At 62.5% G+C, this 20,815-nt stretch carries 25 protein-coding genes and 2 pseudogenes; 20 read left to right on the forward strand and 7 right to left on the reverse strand.

The annotated features are described in order from the left end of the window. Position 1 precedes the first annotated feature (1 nt). From NKH33_RS02440 to NKH33_RS02465, 6 genes and pseudogenes are all read left to right on the forward strand, one after another. Positions 2-763 (forward strand): TIGR04290 family methyltransferase, encoded by a 762-nt coding sequence (locus NKH33_RS02440; protein ID WP_352472873.1) that lies wholly within the window; start codon positions 2-4, stop codon positions 761-763. Further along, positions 756-1,688: a glycoside hydrolase 5 family protein gene (locus NKH33_RS02445; RefSeq protein WP_352542039.1), complete on the forward strand. Its 933-nt coding sequence runs from the start codon at positions 756-758 to the stop codon at positions 1,686-1,688. Before NKH33_RS02440 ends, NKH33_RS02445 begins: the two co-directional genes overlap by 8 nt. Before the next feature lie 20 nt (positions 1,689-1,708). Beyond that, the gene (locus NKH33_RS02450) at positions 1,709-2,773 is read left to right on the forward strand and encodes a glycosyltransferase family 4 protein (RefSeq protein ID WP_352472871.1); all 1,065 of its coding nucleotides are present in this window, start codon (positions 1,709-1,711) and stop codon (positions 2,771-2,773) included. Positions 2,774-2,780: 7 nt separating this feature from the next. Beyond that, complete coding sequence (locus NKH33_RS02455; RefSeq protein ID WP_352472870.1) at positions 2,781-3,770, forward strand: GNAT family N-acetyltransferase; 990 nt, start codon at positions 2,781-2,783, stop codon at positions 3,768-3,770. A 59-nt stretch (positions 3,771-3,829) separates the two neighbouring features. After that, positions 3,830-4,531: pseudogene (locus NKH33_RS02460) on the forward strand (class I SAM-dependent methyltransferase); the annotation flags it as partial. A gap of 225 nt (positions 4,532-4,756) precedes the next feature. Continuing rightward, positions 4,757-4,975 carry a hypothetical protein gene (locus NKH33_RS02465; protein ID WP_023676213.1) on the forward strand — a complete coding sequence of 73 codons (219 nt, stop codon included), beginning with the start codon at positions 4,757-4,759 and terminating at the stop codon, positions 4,973-4,975. 188 nt (positions 4,976-5,163) lie between these two features. Here the strand turns inward: NKH33_RS02465 and NKH33_RS02470 are convergent, their stop codons facing one another. Together NKH33_RS02470 and NKH33_RS02475 are read right to left on the reverse strand one after the other, a co-directional pair. Continuing rightward, positions 5,164-5,292 carry a hypothetical protein gene (locus NKH33_RS02470; RefSeq protein ID WP_352451525.1) on the reverse strand — a complete coding sequence of 43 codons (129 nt, stop codon included), beginning with the start codon at positions 5,290-5,292 and terminating at the stop codon, positions 5,164-5,166. Between the two features lie 50 nt (positions 5,293-5,342). After that, positions 5,343-5,906 (reverse strand): sigma-70 family RNA polymerase sigma factor, encoded by a 564-nt coding sequence (locus NKH33_RS02475; protein ID WP_352488584.1) that lies wholly within the window; start codon positions 5,904-5,906, stop codon positions 5,343-5,345. A 317-nt stretch (positions 5,907-6,223) separates the two neighbouring features. Between NKH33_RS02475 and NKH33_RS02480 the strand changes: the two genes are divergently transcribed. The 3 genes from NKH33_RS02480 (at position 6,224) to NKH33_RS02490 (ending at position 7,262) form a co-directional block, all read left to right on the forward strand. Beyond that, positions 6,224-6,427: a hypothetical protein gene (locus tag NKH33_RS02480; RefSeq protein ID WP_292657608.1), complete on the forward strand. Its 204-nt coding sequence runs from the start codon at positions 6,224-6,226 to the stop codon at positions 6,425-6,427. A 61-nt stretch (positions 6,428-6,488) separates the two neighbouring features. Continuing rightward, positions 6,489-6,893 (forward strand): DUF982 domain-containing protein, encoded by a 405-nt coding sequence (locus NKH33_RS02485; RefSeq protein ID WP_352472869.1) that lies wholly within the window; start codon positions 6,489-6,491, stop codon positions 6,891-6,893. Positions 6,894-6,962: 69 nt separating this feature from the next. After that, positions 6,963-7,262, forward strand: a complete 300-nt coding sequence (locus tag NKH33_RS02490; protein ID WP_352472868.1) for a DUF982 domain-containing protein — start codon at positions 6,963-6,965, stop codon at positions 7,260-7,262. Between the two features lie 41 nt (positions 7,263-7,303). On the opposite strand, the gene NKH33_RS02495 is transcribed toward NKH33_RS02490, so the two are convergent. The 4 genes from NKH33_RS02495 to NKH33_RS02510 form a co-directional block, all read right to left on the reverse strand. Beyond that, on the reverse strand, positions 7,304-7,801 hold the full coding sequence (locus NKH33_RS02495) for a hypothetical protein (RefSeq protein ID WP_352472867.1): 498 nt from the start codon (positions 7,799-7,801) through the stop codon (positions 7,304-7,306). Between the two features lie 84 nt (positions 7,802-7,885). Further along, positions 7,886-8,518 carry a LysE family translocator gene (locus NKH33_RS02500; RefSeq protein WP_352472866.1) on the reverse strand — a complete coding sequence of 211 codons (633 nt, stop codon included), beginning with the start codon at positions 8,516-8,518 and terminating at the stop codon, positions 7,886-7,888. A 4-nt stretch (positions 8,519-8,522) separates the two neighbouring features. Further along, the gene (locus NKH33_RS02505; RefSeq protein WP_352472865.1) at positions 8,523-8,681 is read right to left on the reverse strand and encodes a hypothetical protein; all 159 of its coding nucleotides are present in this window, start codon (positions 8,679-8,681) and stop codon (positions 8,523-8,525) included. A 118-nt stretch (positions 8,682-8,799) separates the two neighbouring features. Continuing rightward, the gene (locus NKH33_RS02510) at positions 8,800-9,630 is read right to left on the reverse strand and encodes an SIR2 family NAD-dependent protein deacylase (RefSeq protein ID WP_352472864.1); all 831 of its coding nucleotides are present in this window, start codon (positions 9,628-9,630) and stop codon (positions 8,800-8,802) included. A gap of 310 nt (positions 9,631-9,940) precedes the next feature. Between NKH33_RS02510 and NKH33_RS02515 the strand changes: the two genes are divergently transcribed. The 11 genes from NKH33_RS02515 to NKH33_RS02565 all read left to right on the forward strand — a co-directional run bounded on the left by NKH33_RS02515 (position 9,941) and on the right by NKH33_RS02565 (position 20,101). Beyond that, positions 9,941-10,606: a GlcG/HbpS family heme-binding protein gene (locus NKH33_RS02515; RefSeq protein ID WP_352472863.1), complete on the forward strand. Its 666-nt coding sequence runs from the start codon at positions 9,941-9,943 to the stop codon at positions 10,604-10,606. 59 nt (positions 10,607-10,665) lie between these two features. Then, on the forward strand, positions 10,666-12,468 hold the full coding sequence (locus tag NKH33_RS02520) for a methanol/ethanol family PQQ-dependent dehydrogenase (protein WP_352918094.1): 1,803 nt from the start codon (positions 10,666-10,668) through the stop codon (positions 12,466-12,468). After that, the gene (locus tag NKH33_RS02525) at positions 12,449-13,312 is read left to right on the forward strand and encodes a substrate-binding domain-containing protein (RefSeq protein ID WP_352472861.1); all 864 of its coding nucleotides are present in this window, start codon (positions 12,449-12,451) and stop codon (positions 13,310-13,312) included. Before NKH33_RS02520 ends, NKH33_RS02525 begins: the two co-directional genes overlap by 20 nt. Before the next feature lies 1 nt (position 13,313). Continuing rightward, positions 13,314-13,847, forward strand: a complete 534-nt coding sequence (locus tag NKH33_RS02530; protein ID WP_352472860.1) for a c-type cytochrome — start codon at positions 13,314-13,316, stop codon at positions 13,845-13,847. Positions 13,848-13,885: 38 nt separating this feature from the next. Further along, complete coding sequence (gene coxB, locus NKH33_RS02535; protein WP_352918103.1) at positions 13,886-14,860, forward strand: cytochrome c oxidase subunit II; 975 nt, start codon at positions 13,886-13,888, stop codon at positions 14,858-14,860. Beyond that, positions 14,857-16,833 carry a cytochrome c oxidase subunit I gene (ctaD, locus tag NKH33_RS02540; protein WP_352472858.1) on the forward strand — a complete coding sequence of 659 codons (1,977 nt, stop codon included), beginning with the start codon at positions 14,857-14,859 and terminating at the stop codon, positions 16,831-16,833. Before coxB ends, ctaD begins: the two co-directional genes overlap by 4 nt. Beyond that, positions 16,830-17,435 carry a cytochrome c oxidase subunit 3 gene (locus NKH33_RS02545; RefSeq protein ID WP_352472857.1) on the forward strand — a complete coding sequence of 202 codons (606 nt, stop codon included), beginning with the start codon at positions 16,830-16,832 and terminating at the stop codon, positions 17,433-17,435. Before ctaD ends, NKH33_RS02545 begins: the two co-directional genes overlap by 4 nt. 1 nt (position 17,436) lies before the next feature. Further along, positions 17,437-17,778, forward strand: a complete 342-nt coding sequence (locus NKH33_RS02550) for a hypothetical protein (RefSeq protein WP_352472927.1) — start codon at positions 17,437-17,439, stop codon at positions 17,776-17,778. Then, positions 17,775-18,659 (forward strand): cytochrome c oxidase assembly protein, encoded by an 885-nt coding sequence (locus tag NKH33_RS02555; RefSeq protein WP_352472856.1) that lies wholly within the window; start codon positions 17,775-17,777, stop codon positions 18,657-18,659. The genes NKH33_RS02550 and NKH33_RS02555 overlap by 4 nt, the downstream gene beginning before the upstream one ends. Further along, complete coding sequence (locus tag NKH33_RS02560) at positions 18,640-19,053, forward strand: c-type cytochrome (protein ID WP_352472855.1); 414 nt, start codon at positions 18,640-18,642, stop codon at positions 19,051-19,053. The genes NKH33_RS02555 and NKH33_RS02560 overlap by 20 nt, the downstream gene beginning before the upstream one ends. A gap of 526 nt (positions 19,054-19,579) precedes the next feature. Then, positions 19,580-20,101: a ferritin-like domain-containing protein gene (locus NKH33_RS02565; RefSeq protein ID WP_352472854.1), complete on the forward strand. Its 522-nt coding sequence runs from the start codon at positions 19,580-19,582 to the stop codon at positions 20,099-20,101. Positions 20,102-20,395: 294 nt separating this feature from the next. Here the strand turns inward: NKH33_RS02565 and NKH33_RS02570 are convergent. Then, a pseudogene (locus tag NKH33_RS02570) lies at positions 20,396-20,815 on the reverse strand (transposase); the annotation flags it as partial.

Below are 20,815 nucleotides of genomic sequence, written 5' to 3' on the forward strand. Positions count from 1 at the left end.
CATGCTGCATTCCGATGCCGAAATCCGCCGCCGTATCGATGCGCTCGGCCCATGGTTCCACAATATGGAACTGGCCGGCATCGAAACCGCTCCCGACCATTTCCTTGGCAACTATCCGCTGATCAAATGGCGCAAATTCGCCGACGCCATTCCCGCCGATCTTTCCGGCAAGGCGGTGCTCGACATAGGCTGCAATGCGGGTTTCTATTCGATCGAGATGAAACGCCGCGGCGCCGGCCGCGTGCTTGGCATCGATTTCGATGAGGCTTACCTGGCGCAGGCGCGCTTTGCCGCCGAGGTAGCAGACTGCGACATCGAATTCCGGCAGCTCTCGGTCTACGACGTTGGCGCCCTGCATGAGCGGTTCGACATCGTGCTGTTCATGGGCGTGCTCTACCATTTGCGCCATCCCTTGCTCGCACTCGATCTGATCCGGGAGCACGTCGCCCGGGACCTGATGATCTTCCAGTCGATGCAGCGCGGCAGCACCAACGTGCCGGCGCTCGAGCAGAATTATCATTTCTGGACCCACGACCTGTTCGACCGGCCGGAGTTCCCAAAGCTACATTTCATCGAGCATCGTTACGCCGACGACCCGACCAACTGGTGGATTCCCAATCGCGCCTGCACCGAAGCCATGCTGCGCAGCGCCGGCTTCGAGATCGTGCTGCAACCGGAGCAGGAGGTCTATTTCTGCCGCACCGGCGACGTGCCGGCCGGCGGCGGCGCCGTCTACCCGTCGAAAGGACCGACAAATGATTGAAGCCGCGATGATCTGGAACGAGCCCAACAACAAATCCCACTGGGATCCCGAGCTCGACCCCGACTGGAGCCGCTTCGCCGCTACGGCAATCCTGGCCGCCGACGCGATCGCGTTGGAGAATCCGGCCTTGACCAAAGTCCTTGGCGGCATCTCGCCGATCGATGCCGGCTTCATGACACGGATGAAGGAATTCGGCGTGCTCGATCATGTCGACGCAGTCGCCGTGCACGGCTTTCCGCTCGACTGGAACCTCTGGCAGATCCACGAATGGCCGCAGAAGATCGGCGAGATTTCGGCTGTCACCGATCTTCCGGTATGGGTCAGCGAGGTCGGCGTATCGACCTTCGGCGCCGAGGAGGTACAGGTCTGGGGCCTGCGCCGGACCGCGGAATTGCTGATCGGCAACGCGCCGCGCATCCAATGGTACAGCCTCTACGACCTGCCGCGCGAGTGGGAAGCGACGACACGCCATCGCGAGGCGGAAGGCTCGTCTTACTACCGCCATTTCTACATGGGCCTGCTCCGCCAGGACGGCACGCCAAAGCCCGCGCTCGAGGAGTTCCTTCACCACACGCCGGCAATGGGACTGGTGCAGTGGTTCCATTTCGAAGATCACCGGCTGGACGACGCCGTTGCCTGGATGAAACGCCTCGGCGTCACCAATCTGCGTACCGGGCTTTCCTGGGCCGACAGCTTCAGGCCGAACGCACTTGACTGGTTCGACCGGCAGATGGAGGCTTTGGCCGACTTCGACGTGACGGTTACTTTCTGCTTCACGCCGGAACACCGCGGAATGATGCCGCACCACAGCAGTCCGCCGCTGGTGCCGGAGGAATTCGCCGACTTCTGCGCGGCAATGACGCGCCGATATGCCGGCAGCATCGCTGCCCCTTCGGTCTGCAGGCTGCGCGCCTCCGCAGCGTGAGGAGCTTCGGCCCTCCAGCCATGACGCTCACCATCCTCAACGTCGCCTATCCCCTCGCCCCGGTCGGGCCGGATGCGGTCGGTGGTGCCGAGCAGGTGCTGTCGATGCTCGACCAGGCGCTCGTACAGGCCGGACACCGCTCGATCGTGATCGGCTGCCAGGGCTCGAGCGCTGCGGGTGTCCTCATCGAGACGCCGGCCGAACCGGGCGTGCTCGATGAAGCGGCCAAGCGCCGGGCGCAGCGTGCTCATTGCGCCGCAATTGCCACCGCGCGCGCTCGCTGGCCAATCGAGGTGGTCCATTTGCACGGTATCGATTTCGATGCCTATCTGCCGGGCGACGGGCCGACATTGGTGACCCTGCATTTGCCGCTCGACTGGTATCCGGCCGACGCTCTCAATCCGGCGCGGGAGGATCTGTGGCTGCATGCGGTATCGGCGGCTCAGCAAAGAACCGCGCCGCCGGGAGCCAGGCTGATTGGGCCGATTCCCAACGGAGTGGACGTCGACGCGCTGAGCGAGCCGCAGGCCAAACACGACTTTGCGCTCGTGCTCAGCCGCGTCTGCCCGGAAAAGGGCATCCATCTGGCGCTCGACGCAGCCAAGAAGGCCAGCGTGCCGCTGGTCATCGGTGGCAAGGTCTACCCCTATGAAACGCACACAGCGTATTTTCGCGACGAGGTCGAACCCCGGCTGGACGACCGGCGCCGCTTCCTTGGTCCGCTCGGCTTTGTCGCCAAGCGGCGCCTGCTGAATACAGCCCGCTGCCTAGTCATCCCGAGCCTTGCCGCGGAGACCAGTTCGCTCGTCGCAATGGAGGCGCTCGCCTGCGGCACCCCCGTGGTGGCCTTCCCGAATGGCGCACTGCCGGATGTGGTCGAGCACGGCAAGACCGGGTATCTGGTCGGGGATGTCGACGAGATGGCCGAAGCCATCGCTGCCGCACCCAGCCTGGACCCCGAGACCTGCCGAGCCGAGGCGCGGCGGCGCTTTTCACTCGACCGCATGGTTTCCTCCTACATGGACGCCTATCGGGCGCTGGCACGGCTCGGCACAGACAGCGGGCAGCTCGCGACGGCGAGGTGAGCAGGACATGCTCCGCAGTGAGATCATCGACGATCCGGCGGACCTCGAAGCCCTCGAGCCGCACTGGTGGGAACTTTGGTCGCGCAGTCCCTCGGCGACGCCGTTCCAGTCTCCCGCATGGTTGCTGCCATGGTGGCGGACATTTGCTCCCGGCGAGCTAGCGACGGTCGCCGTCTGGCGTGGCGACGATCTGGTCGGCCTGGCGCCACTCTATCTGGAACGCCACGACGCCGGCGCGCGATTGCTTCCGCTCGGCATTTCGTTGAGCGACTATCTGGATGTCCTTTGTCTTCCCGAGATGGCCGAACCGGTCGGCGCAGTCATCGGTGGCGCCGTTCTTTCCGTCGGCTGGTCACAGTGGATCTTGCAGGATCTGCCTCCCGGCGGCGCCGGCCTTGCCATCAGGCATGCCGCGCTCGAATCGTGCCAACCCGTCGGTCACGCCGCTTGCCCGGTGCTCGCCCTCGCTGGCGACCAGACGCTTCAAGGCTGCGTTCCGGCACGGCGGAGGCGCCAATTGCGGCGCGCCCACAGGGCCGCGTCGAGACGCGGCAGTGTCTCCATCGAACCCGCTTTGTCCGATCCGCAGATATTCCTCGACCACCTGATCCGCCTTCACCGCGCGCGCTGGGCCGGACACGGCGACGGCGTTCTGTCCGATTCCCGCGTGGAAGCATTCCACCGTCAGGCGCTGCCGCAGCTGGTCGCACAGGTGCTTGCCCGATGCTGGCTTGTCACGATCGGTAACGCGATCGTGGGCGCCTATTACGGGTTCCATCATCGTGGCCGCGCTTGCGCTTATCTCGGTGGCTTCGATCCGGCCTATGCCGATGAAAGTCCCGGCGCGCTGCTCATCGGCCAAGCGATAAGGCAGGCGATCTGCGAAGGCGCGGAAGAGTTCGATTTTCTGCGCGGACAAGAGGCCTACAAGTACAGCTGGGGCGCCGTCGACCGGTGGACGATGCGCAAGATCTGGACGCGGAGCAAAGGGCGATGAGCGCGACCCAGCCAGAATCTCGGCGGTCGATATCAGCAAGGCGGGTGCTGGAGGATTGCATGGCAGACGGTGCCGGCGTCGAAGCCGTCATCGCCAGGCTGGCTCTCCGTTTCGAGACAGGAATCGATGCTGCAGAATTGGCGAAGATTGCGCAAAACACGCACTCGGCTGACCCGCGAAACACGGCAAAACTGCAACGGATTGCCGACCTGCTTCGGCGCAGGCCCGAGATCTTCGCCACGCTGCGCAAAACAGGTGGCGCCGTTCGGCACGAGCGTGGCGAGGACGAGACCGACGATGCGATCGTCAAGCGGCTGGCGGCTGGGTTTGACGCGGCGGCGGCGATCTCCCCGGCGGCGAGCGTCCAGCTGTCATCGCTGGGCAATGAGGAAAACCTCTCTGCCGCTACGGCTGAGATCGTTGCATGGCTGGAGAGGCGAGGCTTTACCGGCACCGGCCGCGACATACTGGATATCGGCTGTGGTATCGGTCGGTTCGAACAGGCGCTCTCCGCTCTGTCGCACCGAATCGTTGGCAGCGATATATCCCCAGCGATGATCTCGATCGCCCGCCGGCGATGCGCCGGGCTCGGCAACGTAGAATTCCGCCCTACGCGCGGTTTCGATCTTGCCGATTTTTGCGATGCAAGCTTCGACCGCGTGCTGGCCGTCGACAGCTTTCCCTATCTGGTGCTGGCCGGCCTTGCGGAGCGACATTTCGTGGAAATCGCGCGCGTGCTGAAGAGGCCGGGGATGGCCGCGCTTTTGAATTATTCATATCGCGGCTCGCCGGCGCTGGATCGCGCCGATGTCCATAACTTCGCCAACGCAAATGGCATGCAAGTCCTCGTCGACGGCGAAAAGCCGTTCCGGCACTGGGACGGCGATGCCTTCCTGCTTACGATTTCCGGCGGAACATTGCGGCCCAACGCTGGTTCGGATGCCGAACGGGAAAAGCCGCTATTCGACGGTATGAAGGAGGACAAGATGGCGTCCGGAAGCAAGAAGCACATCGGTCGCGGCAGTCACGGCAAAGGCGCTGGCGCTGGCGCGATGACGGATCTTCCCAAGGACAAGATCGGAGAGAACGCCGTTCTGTCCAACAGAGACAAGAAGCAGCACACCAAGGAGCGTGGGCTCGACGGCAATCGGGTCAAGTCCGAGCAGTACCAGGATCATTCAGCGGATCGGCGGCCTGAAGACTGATCGTTGCGGCGGCATATGGCTTGCAGCCGGCGAGCAATTGAAACACCGCGAGAACCCAACCGCTGACGAAGCTGTGCAAGGACCGAAGCCGGTCGCATGGACGCCCTGCAAATTCTTGCAAACTCGCACTGTTGCCACCAGAGTGAGGTGAAGGGACCAACATTTGCCAAGAGAGCGCGATGTCTCGCTCAAGGGAAGATTCCGTCAGCACGCGTGCCGATCTGACGATAGACCGGGAAATCGCTTCCTTGCTTGCGGCCATCGAGCAGGAAAGGGTTCCTGACCGGCTGACCAAACTTGCGATCGAGTTGCAGCATGCGCTTGTCGAAAGGCACTTGCGCGAGACCAGCAACTAACGTGACGTGTATTAGCGGCGCCTCTCGGCTTCGAAGTCCAGTTGTCCTTCGGACAGATAGCTGCGCCTTTCCATCAGGGTTTGCGAGGAACTTTCGCCAAGGTATTCCAGCACGCCGGCGCGTGCCCTGTTGAGCCGGCTCTTCACGGTTCCCACCGCGCAACCGCATATTTCGGCCGTTTCCTCATAGCTGACGCCCAGAACGCCTATCAACATCAGAACCTCGCGCTGGTGCTCAGGAAGGCTCTGGATGGCCTGGTGGACCTCCTTGCCCTGCACGGACCATTCCTGCGTCGCTTCCGAGATCGGCCGCAGCGATGCGCAGTCGAGCAGGCCGGGCGCTTCCCTCACCGCGGCCCTGACACGCGTGTAGTAGGTGTTGCGCATGATCGTAAAGAGCCATGACTTCATGCGCGTTCCAGCTTCGAATTTGTCAATGTTGGCCAAGCCCTTGGTCAGCGTCTCCTGGACCAGGTCGTCGGCATCATCGGGGGTGCGGCAGAAGGTGCGGGCGAAAGCCCTCAAAGCGGGTATGAGGTCGACGATGGAAACTTCTTCGGTTTCGCGAGTCGCCAAGGCGTAGGCTGCAGGTGGCAATGGTCCAGCTCCCGTCCAGAATGAGTTCGTGAGCGCAGACCAGTTAAATGCATTGGGCGAAAGATCGTTCCGGTTGGCGAAAGCACCCGGCTCCAGAAACCGGAGAGGACTTGGCTGAGCAATCCCGGCCGACGGCGATATTTTTGACGGAACAACCATCGGGATCGCGGAGTTCAAAATCAAGGTCGTCCGACAAATTCGCGCGCCGACATTTGGCGCGTCGAAATGCGATCTCGCAGCGAGCCTTGGCTGCGACCTCAAGGGCGGCCCGCCACCTCAAGAAACAGGAGGAGTCCATGACAGGAAACAAGCACGCCAAAGGCAAAACGCCGGCCGATAGCGATCTTGCCAACGATCCCGGCATCGGCAGTTCCAGGGGCACGATCAAGGAGGGCGACCGGCTCGATCAGGGCAACAATACGTTCGAAGGCGATGTCGAGAACGACACCACGCCGCAAGGCGGTATCAATCCCCGGCAAAAGATGCGGACCAACAAGTGACCGGCTGCGCACGATCGAACAAACCTGCTGCAACCCGTGCAGCAATCCCGCGTTAAAGAGCATGAGCCTCGTGTCCGCCCCGGACGTTGATGCGACAGGCTCTTTCGCGGAGACACAGATGACAAAAAAATCGTTTGGCCGCCCCGTTCCAATTCTCGTCGGCCTTGGTTTCCCTCGCCATGTCGAGAATATCTGGCAGGCCTATGACGTCTTAAACGAATGGCCGAGCCGCGGTCCGGCGCACAAGGCGGCGTTCGACGCCTGTCGCGCCGGGCTGGCTGACGAGGTCGACGTCGAGACGGTGCGCGCGGCGTTCGATACGTTCGCCCGCAAGGCGGGCATTCTGGCCTACGATATCGCAGCCGAAATACCAGCACGCCCCACAACAGCTGCGAAGGCCCACGACGTCTGGCCGAAACGCCCATCGGACGGCCGTGTAGACCCTGAAGACGCCCAGCTTGCTTGAAGCGGCCACCTTGCTTGAAGCGGCCACCTTGCTTGAAGCGGCCACCTTGCTTGAACCGGGAGGAATACGGTGCTGAGAACAGAGTTCGATACCCCTGTTTGCATCTATTTCGGCAAGCCTGGGCGATCGCGATTGGTCAGTTCCGTTTTCGAAGCAGTACATTGCCTGAAAAGCGAGAAATGGCCGGCGCGCAATGCTCCGCTGGCGCTGGCGGCCGCTGATGTATTGAATCGCGCCCGGACCGGTGAAATTACGGCCGGCAAAGCGCGGCAAGCATTTGTCGACGCCGCTTGGGAGGCGAACATTCTTGTCGAAGGCGAGCCGCATGACGCGCGTGGCCTGACAGCCTTCATGTCGGACAGCGGGTGAACCGGCACGCTGTTTTCCCGCAGTTCCGTCCAAAGCTTGGTTTATCGCGAATGATTGGCGTTCTCGGCCTTTTTCTCGCGCTGCTGCCTGAGGACCTCGTCGGTTCCGACCAGCTTCTTCGATCCGCCGGGAATCGCGGTGGACACAACAGCCGGTGGGTCGCTTGCCGGGAAAGAATCCTCCAGACCCGCCTGCAACTGGTCTTCCAGCGTTTGCGGCTCTTCAGACCGGCCGGGGGTCCTTCGGGTATCTACGTTCTCCAGTGGCTGCTTCATGTCCGGTGAAGACTTTACCTCTCGAATCCAGCCGTAGAGCTGTTCGATGGCAAATTCCTTCATCGTGTCGAAATCGGCTTTTTCGTCACGCGATGCCTCGATTTGGTCGACCATCGTCTTCTCGAACCGGTCGAGATTATCGTTTCCGCAGGCCCGGCAGAGACGCACCAGCGCCTCGCGCAGTATGAGTGGCGCAAAGTGCGCCGTCGCCTCAAGCCTGAGCTGCTGCAAACGCTCCGGGGTAGCGGCTTGGAACTTCGACATGTTCGACCTCTCGCCTTGTGGAGCAGGTCAACGAAAATTGTCGGCGGATGTTCCATCGGCGGTGGCCGGTGCATCGCTTGATCCTCAGCGGTGCGCGCCACCGACTGCCATGCGGATACCGAGACAGACGACGAAGCAGCCTGCCACGCGCTGCTGCCAGAGCCTTACCTTCGGGCGTTTCATGACCCAGGTCCCGAGCGTGCCGGATGCGAGTGCATATGTGCCCAGCACCAACACACCGGTCATTTTCTGGGTGCCACCGAGCAGCAGCAATTGCAGCGTGACCGATCCGCGGGAGGGATCGACGAACTGTGGAAGGAAAGCTAGCATGAAGGTTATCGGCCAGGGATTTATCAGATTGGCGATCATTCCTTCGCGTGCGGCCACAAGCGCCCCGACACTGCGGGGCTCCTCGACGGCGACGCCGGCCGACGGCAGCAGCACCAGACGCGATCCAAGCCAAACCAGATAGGCTGCGCCCATCCATCGAAGCATGGCAAAGGCAAACGGCGATGCCTGGAGCAGCGACGATATGCCGAGGGCAAGCAGCGGCAGCTGGACCATACCGGCGCCGAGGGTCATTCCCAGGACGGTGAACAGGGCAACATCACGGCCCTGCCCGATGCCGCGCGCAATCACCAGCAGACTGTCGGGCCCCGGCGGCATCTGCATCAGGATGACCGTTCCGACAAAAGCCGTCCACGAAGCGGGATCCACGTCGCTACTTCGCCCCGGTTTCGCAAGATGCCTTTGCGCCGTCCTTCAACTGGCCGGCATCTCGCATCATCTTGAGCGCTTCGTCCCTCGTCAGGCCGCACTTGCGGGCAAAAAAATCGATCTCATAGGCCAACTCGGCCGACAGGTCGTGTTTGGCATACATTCTTCGCTTGTGTTTGCGTGCGCCCACCAAGGCTCGGTCCCGGCTATGTTAGTCCTCCCGAACTCACATCGGATCAGCCGGTTCCCACTGCCTGACCAATTCGTTTCCGCAGGTTTTCTCACGCGCCGTCCGGCCGGCCGACCCTGTCCTTGAGTTCGTTCAGGAATGCGAGGAGCGCGTCTTCAGGATCGTCGGCCTCTTCGGTCAGCATATCGATGCCCCAGCGGCCGAGAACAGCCTCCTGGACGATGCTCGGCTGCGACATGAAGATGAAGGATTTCGGACGGTTCTTCTCGTAACCGGACCTGCGCCAGGTCTGCCAAAGCCGATGCAGCAGCAGACGGATGTTCATGTCGGACATGCTGTAGCCGATGAACAGGATGGTGCGCCCTAGCGCGTCGGCTCGAAATTTCACATCGAGCGGCGAATCGAACGACAGCCGTTCAAAATAGTCGGTCTCCGCCAGGACCAACGATTTATCGTCGTCGAAATCGCCGTGGAACTTGATGATCTGCGTCACCTCGCCGGTGGCCTTTGGCAAGTCCTTCGCATTGGCGACTTTGACAAAGGGGCGGCTATGGATCTCGAAGGCCACCTCGAGGTTGCGATCATAATTGGTGGTGTAGATGATCGGAAAATCGAGCGATACGATCAGCTTGTGGATTGCCGATCGCTGCACTTCTTCCCGCGAGACGCTCCATTCGCGATCCATCCAACTGCGCAAATGGCTGAGGCTCCCCTGCTTCAGCCGGTAATATTCTGCAATGGCCTGATAGCTGGCCTCTGGTGCGCCTATCATGTCCTCGTGAAGGCCGAGCTCGTTTTGCATGTGCTCGATGAGCTTTTGCCAAGACGGCAAGCCGACGCTCATCGACACCCCGGCTCCAACGAACAGGATCGCTCGTCGCTCTTTCACCGATTGGGCCAGTTGCTCGACTGCAGACAGCATTCGACACAACTGCAATAGATACCGCTCCGTTCCAGCCGAGCCCGGACCACCGGGAGAATAACTCCGATTTCGGATTGAATGCCTCCCGAGCGCCCGCCGCCGAGTTTAGCTCACCCCATCCGATATTTATTTCATTCCATTTGGCACTTCTGCGCCTGTCACGCGTTGGGAGTGTTCAACAAACACGGCGCAGCTGATGGATCGCAATCGGATTGTCTCAGTAGCATTATGTCTGTTCCTGCTTACGATCTGCGCCGTCCAGCAAAAAGCTTGGGCTCAAGCACCTTGCCCGGCCGACCACGACAAATTGTTGGCCGCTCTCAAGGCCAACGTCAAAGCAAGCGGCGGCCCGGGCAATGGCGGCTTCGATACTCATGAATGGGCCGCAGTCGTGGCTCGCGACGGAACGGTCTGCGCCGTCGCGTTCAGCGGGCCTACCGCCGACGCCCAGTGGCCCGGCAGCCGGCTGATCGCCGCCGAAAAAGCCAATACCGCCAACGGGCTCAGCCTCGCCCAGATGGCGTTGTCCACCGCGAACCTCTATGCGCCGGTGCAGCCCGGCGGTCCTCTATACGGCCTGCAGGCCACCAATCCGGTCAATCCAGCGGTAGCCTATGCCGGCGATCCTTCGACATTTGGAAGCTCCAGCGATCCGTTGCTGGGAAAGCCCATCGGCGGTGTCGTCGCATTTGGCGGCGGCCTGGCTCTTTACGACGCCAAGGGGATCGTCGGGGCGCTTGGCATAAGCGGCGATTCCTCTTGTGCCGACCACAATGTCGCCTGGCGCGTGCGCGCCGCGCTGGGGCTGGACAAGGTGCCGGCCGGCATCAACCCAGACCGCAAGGACGCCATCATTTACGACCTCGATCCCGGCGGCAAGAGCGCCTCCGGCTGGGGGCATCCATTGTGTGCCGGAAGTGAGGCGGACGTGGCGGCGGAGCTCGGCGCCGGCGTGGGCGGGTCAATACACAAATGAAGAAAGTGCGACAGGTGGCCGTGCAAACCAGTGTGTCAGCCAACGGGGGAAAAAGGTCTATGGCTGCGATGCTGGGATGGACGCTGCTGGCGGGCTTCGCGCTGATTACCGCGGCGGTTGCTCAGTCAACGTCAAGCCCTGCGATAAATCCGCCGGCCGCAGCCGCTCCGCCCGACGACGGCCAGTGGGCGATGCCGGCAAAGAACTACGCCTCGACCCGCTACAGCGATCTCGCGGAAATCACCGAAGACAACGTCAAGACCCTGCAGGTGGCCTTCACCTTCTCGACCGGCGTCAACAAGGGCCAGGAGGCTGCGCCCCTGGTGGTCGGCAACACGATGTACATAGTGACGCCGTTTCCCAACATCCTCTATGCGCTTGACCTTACCAAGCCCGGCGCGCCGATGAAGTGGAAGTTCGAGCCCAATCCGGAGCCTGCCGCCCAGGGCGTTGCCTGTTGCGACGTGGTGAACCGCGGTGCGGCCTTCTTCAACGGGCGCATCTATTTCAACACGCTCGACGGCCACACCATCGCCGTGGATGCGGCCACCGGCAAACCGGTCTGGAACACCCATATCGGCAACATCAATGTCGGCGAGACCATCACGATGGCGCCGCTGGTGGTAAAGGGGAAGGTGCTGGTCGGCAATTCCGGCGGCGAAATGGGCGTACGCGGCTGGATCAAGGCGCTCGACGCCGGCGACGGCCACGTCGTCTGGACGGCCTACAACACCGGCCCGGACACCGAGGTGCTGATCGGCCCGGATTTCAACCCGCATTACGACATGGACAAGGGCAAGGATCTCGGCGTGACGTCGTGGCCGCCCGACGCCTGGAAGATCGGCGGCGGCAATGTGTGGGGCTGGATCTCCTATGACCCGGACCTCAACCTGATCTTCCATGGCACCGGAAATCCCGGTCCGTGGAATCCGGATCTGCGGCCTGGCGACAATAAATGGACCGCCGGCATCTTTGCCCGCGATCCCGACACCGGCGCAGCCAAATGGTTCTATCAATGGACCCCGCACGATCTGCACGACTACGACGGCATCAACGAACAGGTGCTGCTCGACATGACCTGGCAGGGCAAGCCCCGCAAGGTGCTGGTGCGGCCGGAACGCAACGGCTACGTCTATCTGTTGGATCGCACCACGGGCGAGGTCCTGTCGGCAGTGCCGTTCGGGCCGGTCAATTCCAGCAAGGGCGTCGACCTCAAGACCGGCCGGCTGATTGTAAATCCGGACAAAAAAACCGGCACCGGCAAGGTCGTGCGCGACATCTGCCCGACCGCGTCCGGCCTCAAGGACTGGCAGCCTTCGGCATTCTCGCCCAAGACCGGTCTGCTCTACATCCCGCACAACAATCTCTGCATGGACGAAGAGGGCGTCGAGGTGAATTACATCGCCGGCACGCCCTACGTCGGCATGAACGTGCGCATGATCCCCGGGCCGGGCGGCAATCGCGGTGCTTTCACCGCCTGGGATGTCGCCGCCGCCAAGCCGGCGTGGAGCCTGAAGGAGAACTTTCCGGTGTGGAGCGGCGCCGTCGCCACCGCCAGCAACGTCGTGTTCTATGGCACCATGGAAGGCTGGTTCAAGGCGGTCAGCGCCAGGACCGGCGAACTGCTGTGGCAGTTCAAAACGTCGTCCGGCATCATCGGCCAGCCGATCACCTATCGCGGCCCGGACGGGCACCAATATGTTGCGATCCTTTCGGGTGTCGGCGGCTGGGCCGGCGCGATCGTATCCGGCGATCTCGATCCGCGCGACGCCACCGCCGCGCTCGGCTTCGTCAACGTCATGAAAGATCTGAAGGATGTAACCACGCCGGGAGGTACGCTGTATGTGTTCCGGCTGCCTTGAGACGATCGGCCGAGTTGCGCGGCCACGGAGAACGCGTTCGCGGCGGTTAGCCGTCGCGGTTGGCGCACTGGCGCTCTCGCTTGTCGCCACCCTTGCCGATGCGCGCGAGCTGAGGATCTGCGCCGATCCCAACAACATGCCGTTCTCCAATGCCGCCAGGGAAGGCTTTGAAAACAAGATTGCCGAACTCGTCGCCGGGGAGCTTGGTGCGACGGTGTCCTACACGTGGTGGGCACAGCGGCGCGGCTTCGTCCGCAACACGCTGAAAGCCGGCTTGTGCGATCTGGTGCCCGGCACGCCCGTCAATCTCGAGATGCTGCGCACGACCGCGCCCTACTACCGGTCTTCCTATGTGTTCGTGACACGCAAGGATGTGCCAGAAATCACGTCCTTCAACGATCCTCGCCTGCGCGATCTGCACATCGGCGTCCAACTGATCGGCGACGACGGCGCCAACTCGCCGCCCGTCCAGGCGCTTGGCCGCCGCGGCATCGTCGGCCATCTCATCGGTTTCCCCGTCTATGGCGACTATTCGGCGCCGAACCCGCCAGCGCGCATTATTGAGGCGGTCGCGAATGGCGACATCGACATGGCCGTCGTCTGGGGACCGTTGGCCGGCTACTTCGCATCCAAGCAGAAGGTGGCGCTGCGGATCACGCCGGTTTCGCCGCGCGTGGACGGCCCGCAACTGCCGATGATCTACGACATCTCGATGGGCGTGCGCCGTGGCGACGATACGCTGCGCAACGAGGTGAACGCCGCCCTGACCAGACACCGCGACGAGATCGACGCGATCCTGGCGGCCTACCAGGTGCCCCGCCTCGATCCTGTCGGAGCGCCTTGAAATGAAGCGCGGTCTTCCCTTGCTGGTGTTCGCGATCCTCGCGGTTTCCGGGTGCCAGCGTGAGGAACGCGACACGCGTCCACAGTCGGCGCTCGGCTCGGGCGACCAACCGGCAGCCGTGACGGCCCTCGAGCCGGGCGGCCAACGGCCGGCCTCGTCCGATACCAAGGCCGGCGTGTTCGAGGCCAACGCCTTCCACCTCAGCGAGGGCAAGCGTCTGTTCAACTGGTTCAACTGTTCCGGTTGCCATGCCAATGGCGGTGGCGGCATGGGCCCGGCCCTTATGGACAAGAAGTGGCTCTATGGCAGCTCGATCGAAAGCATCCACGCCACGATCAGGGACGGTCGGCCAAACGGCATGCCGAGCTTCCGCGACAAGATCCCGGACGACCAGATCTGGGAGCTTGCCGCCTTCGTCCGCGCGTTGAGCGGCAACGCGCCAAAATCCGCTGCGCCGAGCCGCGACGACGACATGATGCCCCATCCATCCGAAAATCGCCTGCCGGATGCCGCGACTCTGGGGAAGTCGCCGTGAACCGCCTTGTTTGCAGGGTGTGCTGCGGCGCAGCCTTCATGCTGCTCCTTGCAGGATGCAGCGGCTGGCAATCGGCGCTCGACCCAAAAGGCTCGGCCGCGGGTGAGCTTGCGTGGCTGATCTGGTTCTTCACCGCGCTGTGCACGGTGGTCTGGCTTCTAGTGCTGGCTGTGCTGATCATGCCATTGGCCCGGCGCACGGCGCCGCTCGGCGATCCACTTGTACTCGACGCTGCCGCCGAGCGCAGCAAGATGCGAATTGTCGTCGCCGCACTCGCCGCTACCGCCCTGATCCTGGTAGGCCTGACCCTGCTGAGCTACTTCGCCAACCGGACGCTCGCTGCTATCGGCTCGGATGCGGCGCTGACGATCCGGGTGACCGGACATCAATGGTGGTGGGAGGTGCGCTACGAAAATGATCAGCCGAACCGCATCCTGACGACCGCCAATGAAATCCACATCCCGGCGGGCGAGCCGGTGCGGCTTGTAGTGACCTCGACCGACGTCATCCATTCCTTCTGGGTCCCGAACCTCTCGGGCAAGCTGGACCTCATTCCAGGCCACGAGAACGTTCTCGATCTGAAGGCGGACAAACCCGGCGTCTATCGCGGCCAGTGCGCCGAGTTCTGTGGCGCGCAGCATGCCAATATGAGCACCTTCATCATCGCCGAACCTCGGCCTGTATTCGACGCCTGGCTGAACGATCAGCTGCGGCCGGCGGCCGCCCCCGTGTCGGCCGAGGCCAAAACCGGCCACGACCTGTTCCTCAAACGGCCATGCGTGATGTGCCACAAGATCGGCGGCACCATCGCCGGCGGTACGGTCGCTCCCGACCTTACACATATCGCAAGCCGGCGGACGCTCGCTGCCGGAACGCTGGCGATGAGCCGGGGCAATCTCGCAGCCTGGATAGCCGATCCGCAAGGGATCAAGCCAGGTGCCCACATGCCCGTGGTGGGACTGAACGGGGACGAGCTGAATGCAATCGTAGCCTATCTCGAGGGCTTGAAATGAGTAGCGCCGACCTGGCCCATGGGCGTGACCTCGCCCAGCAACGCGCCGCAGCACAAAAGGGTGACCTAGCTCCCGAGCGCGACGGTCCTCGTGATACCGGCCTCGACGACGCCAGCCTTGACGGCTGGTTGGCGCGGACATGGCAGACGGCGCCAGGCATCATCGGTGCGCTCTCGAGCGTCGACCACAAAATTGTCGCGCGGCGCTACCTGATCACCGCTTTCGTCTTCCTGTGCCTCGGTGGCCTCAGCGCCGTTGCCATGCGCATCCAACTGTCGGGGCCGGAGCGTGGGCTGATCGGGCCCGACCGCTACAACCAGCTGTTCACCATGCATGGCGTGACCATGATGTTCCTGTTTGCAGTGCCGATCGTTCAGGCGACCGGCATCTACCTCGTGCCACTGATGGTCGGCACCCGCAATATCGCCTTTCCGCGCCTCAATGCATTCAGCTTCTGGATTTATCTCTCCGGTGGCCTCTTCGCTTGGGTGTCGTTTGCACTCGACATGGCGCCCGACGTCGGCTGGTTCTCCTACGTGCCGCTGTCCGGTCCTGAATTTGGGCCAGGCAAGCGTTCCGACGTGTGGGCGCAGATGATCACTTACACCGAAGTGTCATCGCTGGCGGTCGCGGTCGCCACCATCGTAACCGTGCTGAAGCAGCGTGCGCCGGGCATGTCGCTCGATAAGATTCCGCTCTACGTCTGGGCGATGCTGGTCACCTCTTTCGTAATCGTGTTCGCCATGCCGGCGGTCATGATCACGTCGACGTTCCTGATCCTCGACCGGCTGGTCGGCACCCATATCTTCAATCCCGCCGAGGGCGGCGACGTTTTGCTGTTCCAGCACCTGTTCTGGTTCTTCGGCCACCCCGAAGTCTACATCATATTCCTGCCGGCTACCGGCGTGGTGTCCTCGATCATCGCCGCTTTCGCCCGGCGTCCGGTATTCGGCTATCTGGGCATGGTACTGGCCTTGATCGCGGTCGGCTTTCTGTCGTTCGGCCTGTGGGTTCACCACATGTTCGCAACCGGTCTGCCCAAGCTCGGCGCGAGCTTCTTCACCGCCTCAAGCATGCTGATCGCCATCCCGAACGGGCTGCAGATCTTCTGCTGGCTGGCGACATTGTGGGACGGACGCCCGATAATCCGGACGCCGCTGCTGTTTGTGTTCGGCTTCTTCTTCACGTTCGTCGCGGGCGGCCTGACTGGGGTGATGCTGGCGTCGGTGCCATTGGACCTGCAAGTGCACGACACCTATTTCGTGGTCGCGCATTTCCATTACGTGCTGATCGGCGGGTCGGTGTTCCCGCTGCTCGGCGCGACCTATTTCTGGTTCCCCAAGATCACCGGCCGGATGATGAGCGAACGTCTCGGACGCTGGCACTTCTGGCTTGCCTTCCTAGGCTTCAATGCGGCGTTCTTTCCGATGCACATTGTCGGCCTGTGGGGCATGCCGCGGCGGGTCTACACCTATCCGGTGGAACTCGGCTGGGGCAACATCAACCTGTTCATCACAGCCGGCGCGGTCATCCTGTTCCTAAGCTTCGTTCTGTTCACTATAAACCTGGTGTACAGCGCCTCGAGGGGCGCCCCGGCGGGGGACAATCCCTGGAATGCTGGCACGCTGGAATGGGCGACGAGCTCTCCACCGCCGAGCTATAATTTCGCTCGGATCCCGGTGGTTACCCACGCCGAGCCGCTCTGGGCCGAACGTGACACGCTGCCTGTCGCGACCGGGCTTCGCGTCGACGCGCGCGAACTTGTCATATCGACCGTGGCAGAGGCGCATCCAGATGTGCGCGAGAAGTCGGCGACACCGTCGATCTGGCCATTGTTCGCCGCGCTCGCCGTCGGCGCCACCTTTCTCTATTCGATCTTCAGCCCGTGGGCGGTGGTCTGGGGAGCCGGGCCGATCGCCATCACTCTGATCGGCTGGTTCTGGCCGAAAGGCGACCCGGAGGATGAGGAATGAAACAGCGCCCTACCGCCGATCTTTCCCAACTCCCGACCTTCGGGCTCGGACCACGCAGCCCGACCTGGTGGGGCACTCTCGCCTTCATGGCGCTGGAGGGCACTGGGTTCGCGCTCGCCGCAGGCGCCTATCTTTACCTTGCCTATCTGTCGCCCGAATGGCCGCTGGGCGTGCCGCCGCCCAACCATTGGCCAGGCACCATCGTCACGCTGTTGCTGCTCGCCAGCGTGGTGCCCAACCACATACTGAACCGCTATGCCGAAGCCTGTGCCATGGTGCCCGTGCGCATCGGCCTGATCGTCATGTCGCTGCTCGGTATCGCACCGCTTGTCGTGCGGTGGTTCGAATTTCCGGCCCTCAACATCTATTGGGATACCAATGCGTACGGCTCAATGCTGTGGGTCCTGCTCGGCCTCCACACAACGCATCTGATTACCGACGTCGGCGACACGCTGGTGCTGACGGTCCTGATGTTCACGCGCCATGGCTATAACGGCCGGCGTTTCGGGGACGTTGGCGACAACGTCTTCTACTGGGATTTCGTGGTCGCGACTTGGATCCCGATCTATCTGTTGATCTACTGGATGCCGAGGCTTGACTGAGATGCGTGCGCTTCGCTTGGGCACATCATGGGGCGGGCTGTTGTCCGGGCCTTTGGCCTGGGCGGTATCGACGCAGCTGAACTATGCGTTCGTGGAGTGGCAGTGCGCCCACGGCGTTCCCCTCATACTGGTCATTGCGCTGGTGCTGACAGTGCTGGCCCTGCTCGGCGGCGTGCTTTCGTGGCGGGCGCGCCAGCAAGGTGGCGCCGCCTTTAAACCGGATCGTACGCGCGGCACCGAGGATTTCGTCGCCAATATCGGCATTCTCAGCGCGGTGCTGTTTGCGCTGGTAATTGTCATGCAAGGCGCCGCCTCGCTCATTCTTGACGGCTGCCTGCGATGAGCTTCGACGCGCTCTTCTCTACCACGATCTGCTACGGTGCCGGCGCCGCGCAGGCCGGCTGGACGCTGGCGTTGCCGATCACGCTGCCGCTAACCATGGTCGCACTGCTTTACGCGGCAGGCGCCTTTCGGCTGTGGCGGCGGAGTGCCCGCAGCCGCCCGTTGCGGTTGCGGCAAGCCCTGCTGTTTGCGACCGGCTGGGCCATTTTGGCGGCAGCACTGGTCAGTCCGCTCCATGCATTGGGTGAGCGGGTCTTCACCGCCCACATGATCGAGCACGAACTGTTGATGGCGGTGGCGGCACCCCTGCTGGTCGCCTCCCGGCCGGCGGCGGCGATGATGTGGGCATTGCCGATCAAGCTGCGGCTGGCATTTGGCGCAGCCGGGCACGCGAAGATGCTGCAGGCGGTTTGGGCCACCATCAGCCGCCCTGTAACGGCCACCGTCCTGCACGGCGTCGCCATATGGGCATGGCATATTCCGGCGCTGTTCGAGGCGGCGCTTGCACAGGGTGTCCTGCATTACGCGCAACATGCCAGCTTCTTCGGTTCCGGCCTGCTGTTCTGGTGGGTCCTGCTGCCGCGTTCAGGCCGCGAACAAGCCTGTGGCAGCGCAGTCATGCACCTCTTCTTCACGTCGCTGCACACTGGCCTGCTCGGAGTGCTGCTCCTGGTCTCGCCAAGGCTGTGGTATCCGGAAAATGGCGCAGGCGCAGACCTATGGAATCTTAGCCCGCTCGAGGACCAGCAACTCGCCGGTCTGGTCATGTGGGTTCCGGCCGGCCTGATCTATGGCGGCGCGGCGTTGCTGCTGGCCGGCCTGTGGATCCGCTCGAGCAGCCGAAAGGACCGGGAGGCGTCGCATGCGCTTCACGCTGTCTAAAGCCGTAATCGGCGCTGCGGTTATTGTCGTGCTCGTTGCAGCCCTGGCCGGAATTTTGTTGTACTTCGAGCAAAGCCGTCGGGTCGAGCAGAAGGCCGACAATGCGACCGGCGGCGTCGGCGCCCGCGCCATTCCGATCATGATGGCCAATGGCTGCGCCGGTTGCCACACCATCACCGGCGTTCCCGGCGCGCAAGGGTTAGTCGGTCCACGCCTCGACGCAAGCCTGGCCACCCGGGTCTATGTCGGCGGCGTCTTGCGCAATAGGCCGGAGAACCTGATCCGCTGGATCCGTGCGGCAAGGGAGATCAATCCGCATACGGCAATGCCTTCGACCAGAATTTCCGATCAGGAGGCGCGGGACGTCGCTGCCTACCTCTATTCGCTGAAATGACATCGTTGCTCGCCTAGTCGAGATCAAACACTGCCGGCAGTCTACCGATGCCGGTTTGCCGGACCGGCAATCGTCACCGCCTTCGGCTCGATGCCTTGCTTGCCGACGAACCTTTCGGAACCGGCCCGCATCGGCGAGGCTGCCCGCGGTCGCGTCGCACATCGCGGCCGACGCGAGCGCCCGCTATGGCCCGGGCAATCTGCTGGTGCGGATTGTTTCGCGGGCATCTCGGATATGAGCTTCTTTGGCGAGGGGCCCGAGTCCGGTCCGACGTCGTCGTCCGCAACACGCCGATGTGGGCAACATTCCTACCCTCAATATGGTGGGGAACGAGACTACCATACGCCGTGCGATCGTTTGCATATCGGCTATGCTTTCGACGTACTGTCGCAGGTTGTGAGAGCTGTTTATGCTGCACTTCTTGAAGAGCAGGGTTAGGTGTAAAAGCTCGACAGTCAACACCTCGCCAGGAACAAATCGGCATAGCCACGGTTTGGTTCTACACGTCAAACCGCGAGGAAATCCTATGGATACTGATGTCAATTCCGAAACCCGCTCGATCTTCATTGTCGGGCTGCGCAACGCCCACGCCATGGAGAACCAGGCACTGTCGATCATGAAACCTCAGGTCAAGCGGATCGAGAACTATCCGCAGGTCGCCGACCGCCTGCAGCAGCATATCACGGAGACCGAAGGGCAGATGGCCCGCCTGGAATCCATTCTGGATGGCCTCGGTGAGGACCATTCCACATTGAAGGACACGGCCATGTCGATGGTCGGCAGCATGGCCGCGATGGGACATTCCGTAGCCGGCGACGAAATCCTCAAGAACAGCTTCGCCAACTTTGCATTCGAAAATTACGAGATCGCCGCTTACAACTCGTTGCTCGTACTCGCCGAGGCCGGAGGGTTTAGTCAGGCAACCAATTCCCTTCAGCAGAATCTCAGCGAAGAAGAGAAAATGGCCGACTGGTTGAGGCAGAACCTGCGCGGTGTCACCTTGCAATACGCCAGGCTGCGTGAGGCGGGAGAGACCGCCAAGAGTTAGGCCGCCCGGCGGGCCGAGAGGAATTCCTAGCAACCACCCCTGTCGAATTGACGGGGTTGTCTAATCGCCGCTGGGACGTCAAGCATGTAATTGCGTTGAGACGACGCTGCCGGGTGCATGGTTGTCTTCGCGGTCGACATCAGTCGCCGCATGATGGAGCTCCGCGGACGAGCCTTCAATGTGGACGACGCACTTTGCTGAGACAGCGGTGCAATCCCATCAGCGGAATGGCTCGGCTCACGTCCCGGCAGGGACGTCTCAGGCGCTCAGATCCTGAACGCTATTCGCAAGATTTCATGCTGTGGCGCCTGCATTTCGATCAAAGAACTCGGTCTTGAGCATCGAATGCATTATCACCGCCAGTTTGCGCGCCACAGCCACGGCAGCTCATTTGAAGCCAAACCCTCTCCCGGAGCCTGAGGCCCCACGTGCGCAGGCTGCTGTCGATCGAGCTGCGTGTCAGGATGACCGCCGCAGCCTCATAGAGAAGTCCCCGCAAATGTCGATCGCCGCGTCGGGATATATGGCCGTCATAATCGACTTCTCCCGATTGGTAGCGGCGAGTTGTCAGGCCGATCCAAGCGGCAACAGAGCGGGACTTCTTGAAGTTGCCCGGATCTTCAATGGCCGTGGCGAAAGAGGTTGCGGTAATGGCGCCGATGCCGGGGATCGACATGAGTATGCGGCATGCTTGGCTTTGACGTGCATCTGCGA

It is taken from the genome of Mesorhizobium sp. M1182, assembly GCF_040318335.1.
GTDB lineage: Bacteria > Pseudomonadota > Alphaproteobacteria > Rhizobiales > Rhizobiaceae > Mesorhizobium.

Coding starts and splice junctions, on each gene's coding strand:
- NKH33_RS02465 (WP_023676213.1), top strand. CDS start 4,757: ATGGCGTCCGGAAGCAAGAAGCACATCGGTCGCGGCAGTCACGGCAAA.
- NKH33_RS02480 (WP_292657608.1), top strand. CDS start 6,224: ATGACAGGAAACAAGCACGCCAAAGGCAAAACGCCGGCCGATAGCGAT.
- NKH33_RS02525 (WP_352472861.1), top strand. CDS start 12,449: ATGTGTTCCGGCTGCCTTGAGACGATCGGCCGAGTTGCGCGGCCACGG.
- NKH33_RS02450 (WP_352472871.1), top strand. CDS start 1,709: ATGACGCTCACCATCCTCAACGTCGCCTATCCCCTCGCCCCGGTCGGG.
- NKH33_RS02485 (WP_352472869.1), top strand. CDS start 6,489: ATGAGCCTCGTGTCCGCCCCGGACGTTGATGCGACAGGCTCTTTCGCG.
- NKH33_RS02560 (WP_352472855.1), top strand. CDS start 18,640: ATGCGCTTCACGCTGTCTAAAGCCGTAATCGGCGCTGCGGTTATTGTC.
- NKH33_RS02530 (WP_352472860.1), top strand. CDS start 13,314: ATGAAGCGCGGTCTTCCCTTGCTGGTGTTCGCGATCCTCGCGGTTTCC.
- NKH33_RS02445 (WP_352542039.1), top strand. CDS start 756: ATGATTGAAGCCGCGATGATCTGGAACGAGCCCAACAACAAATCCCAC.
- NKH33_RS02440 (WP_352472873.1), top strand. CDS start 2: ATGCTGCATTCCGATGCCGAAATCCGCCGCCGTATCGATGCGCTCGGC.
- NKH33_RS02520 (WP_352918094.1), top strand. CDS start 10,666: ATGGCTGCGATGCTGGGATGGACGCTGCTGGCGGGCTTCGCGCTGATT.
- coxB (WP_352918103.1), top strand. CDS start 13,886: ATGCTGCTCCTTGCAGGATGCAGCGGCTGGCAATCGGCGCTCGACCCA.
- ctaD (WP_352472858.1), top strand. CDS start 14,857: ATGAGTAGCGCCGACCTGGCCCATGGGCGTGACCTCGCCCAGCAACGC.
- NKH33_RS02495 (WP_352472867.1), bottom strand. CDS start 7,801: ATGTCGAAGTTCCAAGCCGCTACCCCGGAGCGTTTGCAGCAGCTCAGG.
- NKH33_RS02505 (WP_352472865.1), bottom strand. CDS start 8,681: ATGTATGCCAAACACGACCTGTCGGCCGAGTTGGCCTATGAGATCGAT.
- NKH33_RS02470 (WP_352451525.1), bottom strand. CDS start 5,292: ATGCTGCAACTCGATCGCAAGTTTGGTCAGCCGGTCAGGAACCCTTTC.
- NKH33_RS02510 (WP_352472864.1), bottom strand. CDS start 9,630: ATGCTGTCTGCAGTCGAGCAACTGGCCCAATCGGTGAAAGAGCGACGA.
- NKH33_RS02545 (WP_352472857.1), top strand. CDS start 16,830: ATGAAACAGCGCCCTACCGCCGATCTTTCCCAACTCCCGACCTTCGGG.
- NKH33_RS02455 (WP_352472870.1), top strand. CDS start 2,781: ATGCTCCGCAGTGAGATCATCGACGATCCGGCGGACCTCGAAGCCCTC.
- NKH33_RS02550 (WP_352472927.1), top strand. CDS start 17,437: ATGCGTGCGCTTCGCTTGGGCACATCATGGGGCGGGCTGTTGTCCGGG.
- NKH33_RS02565 (WP_352472854.1), top strand. CDS start 19,580: ATGGATACTGATGTCAATTCCGAAACCCGCTCGATCTTCATTGTCGGG.
- NKH33_RS02555 (WP_352472856.1), top strand. CDS start 17,775: ATGAGCTTCGACGCGCTCTTCTCTACCACGATCTGCTACGGTGCCGGC.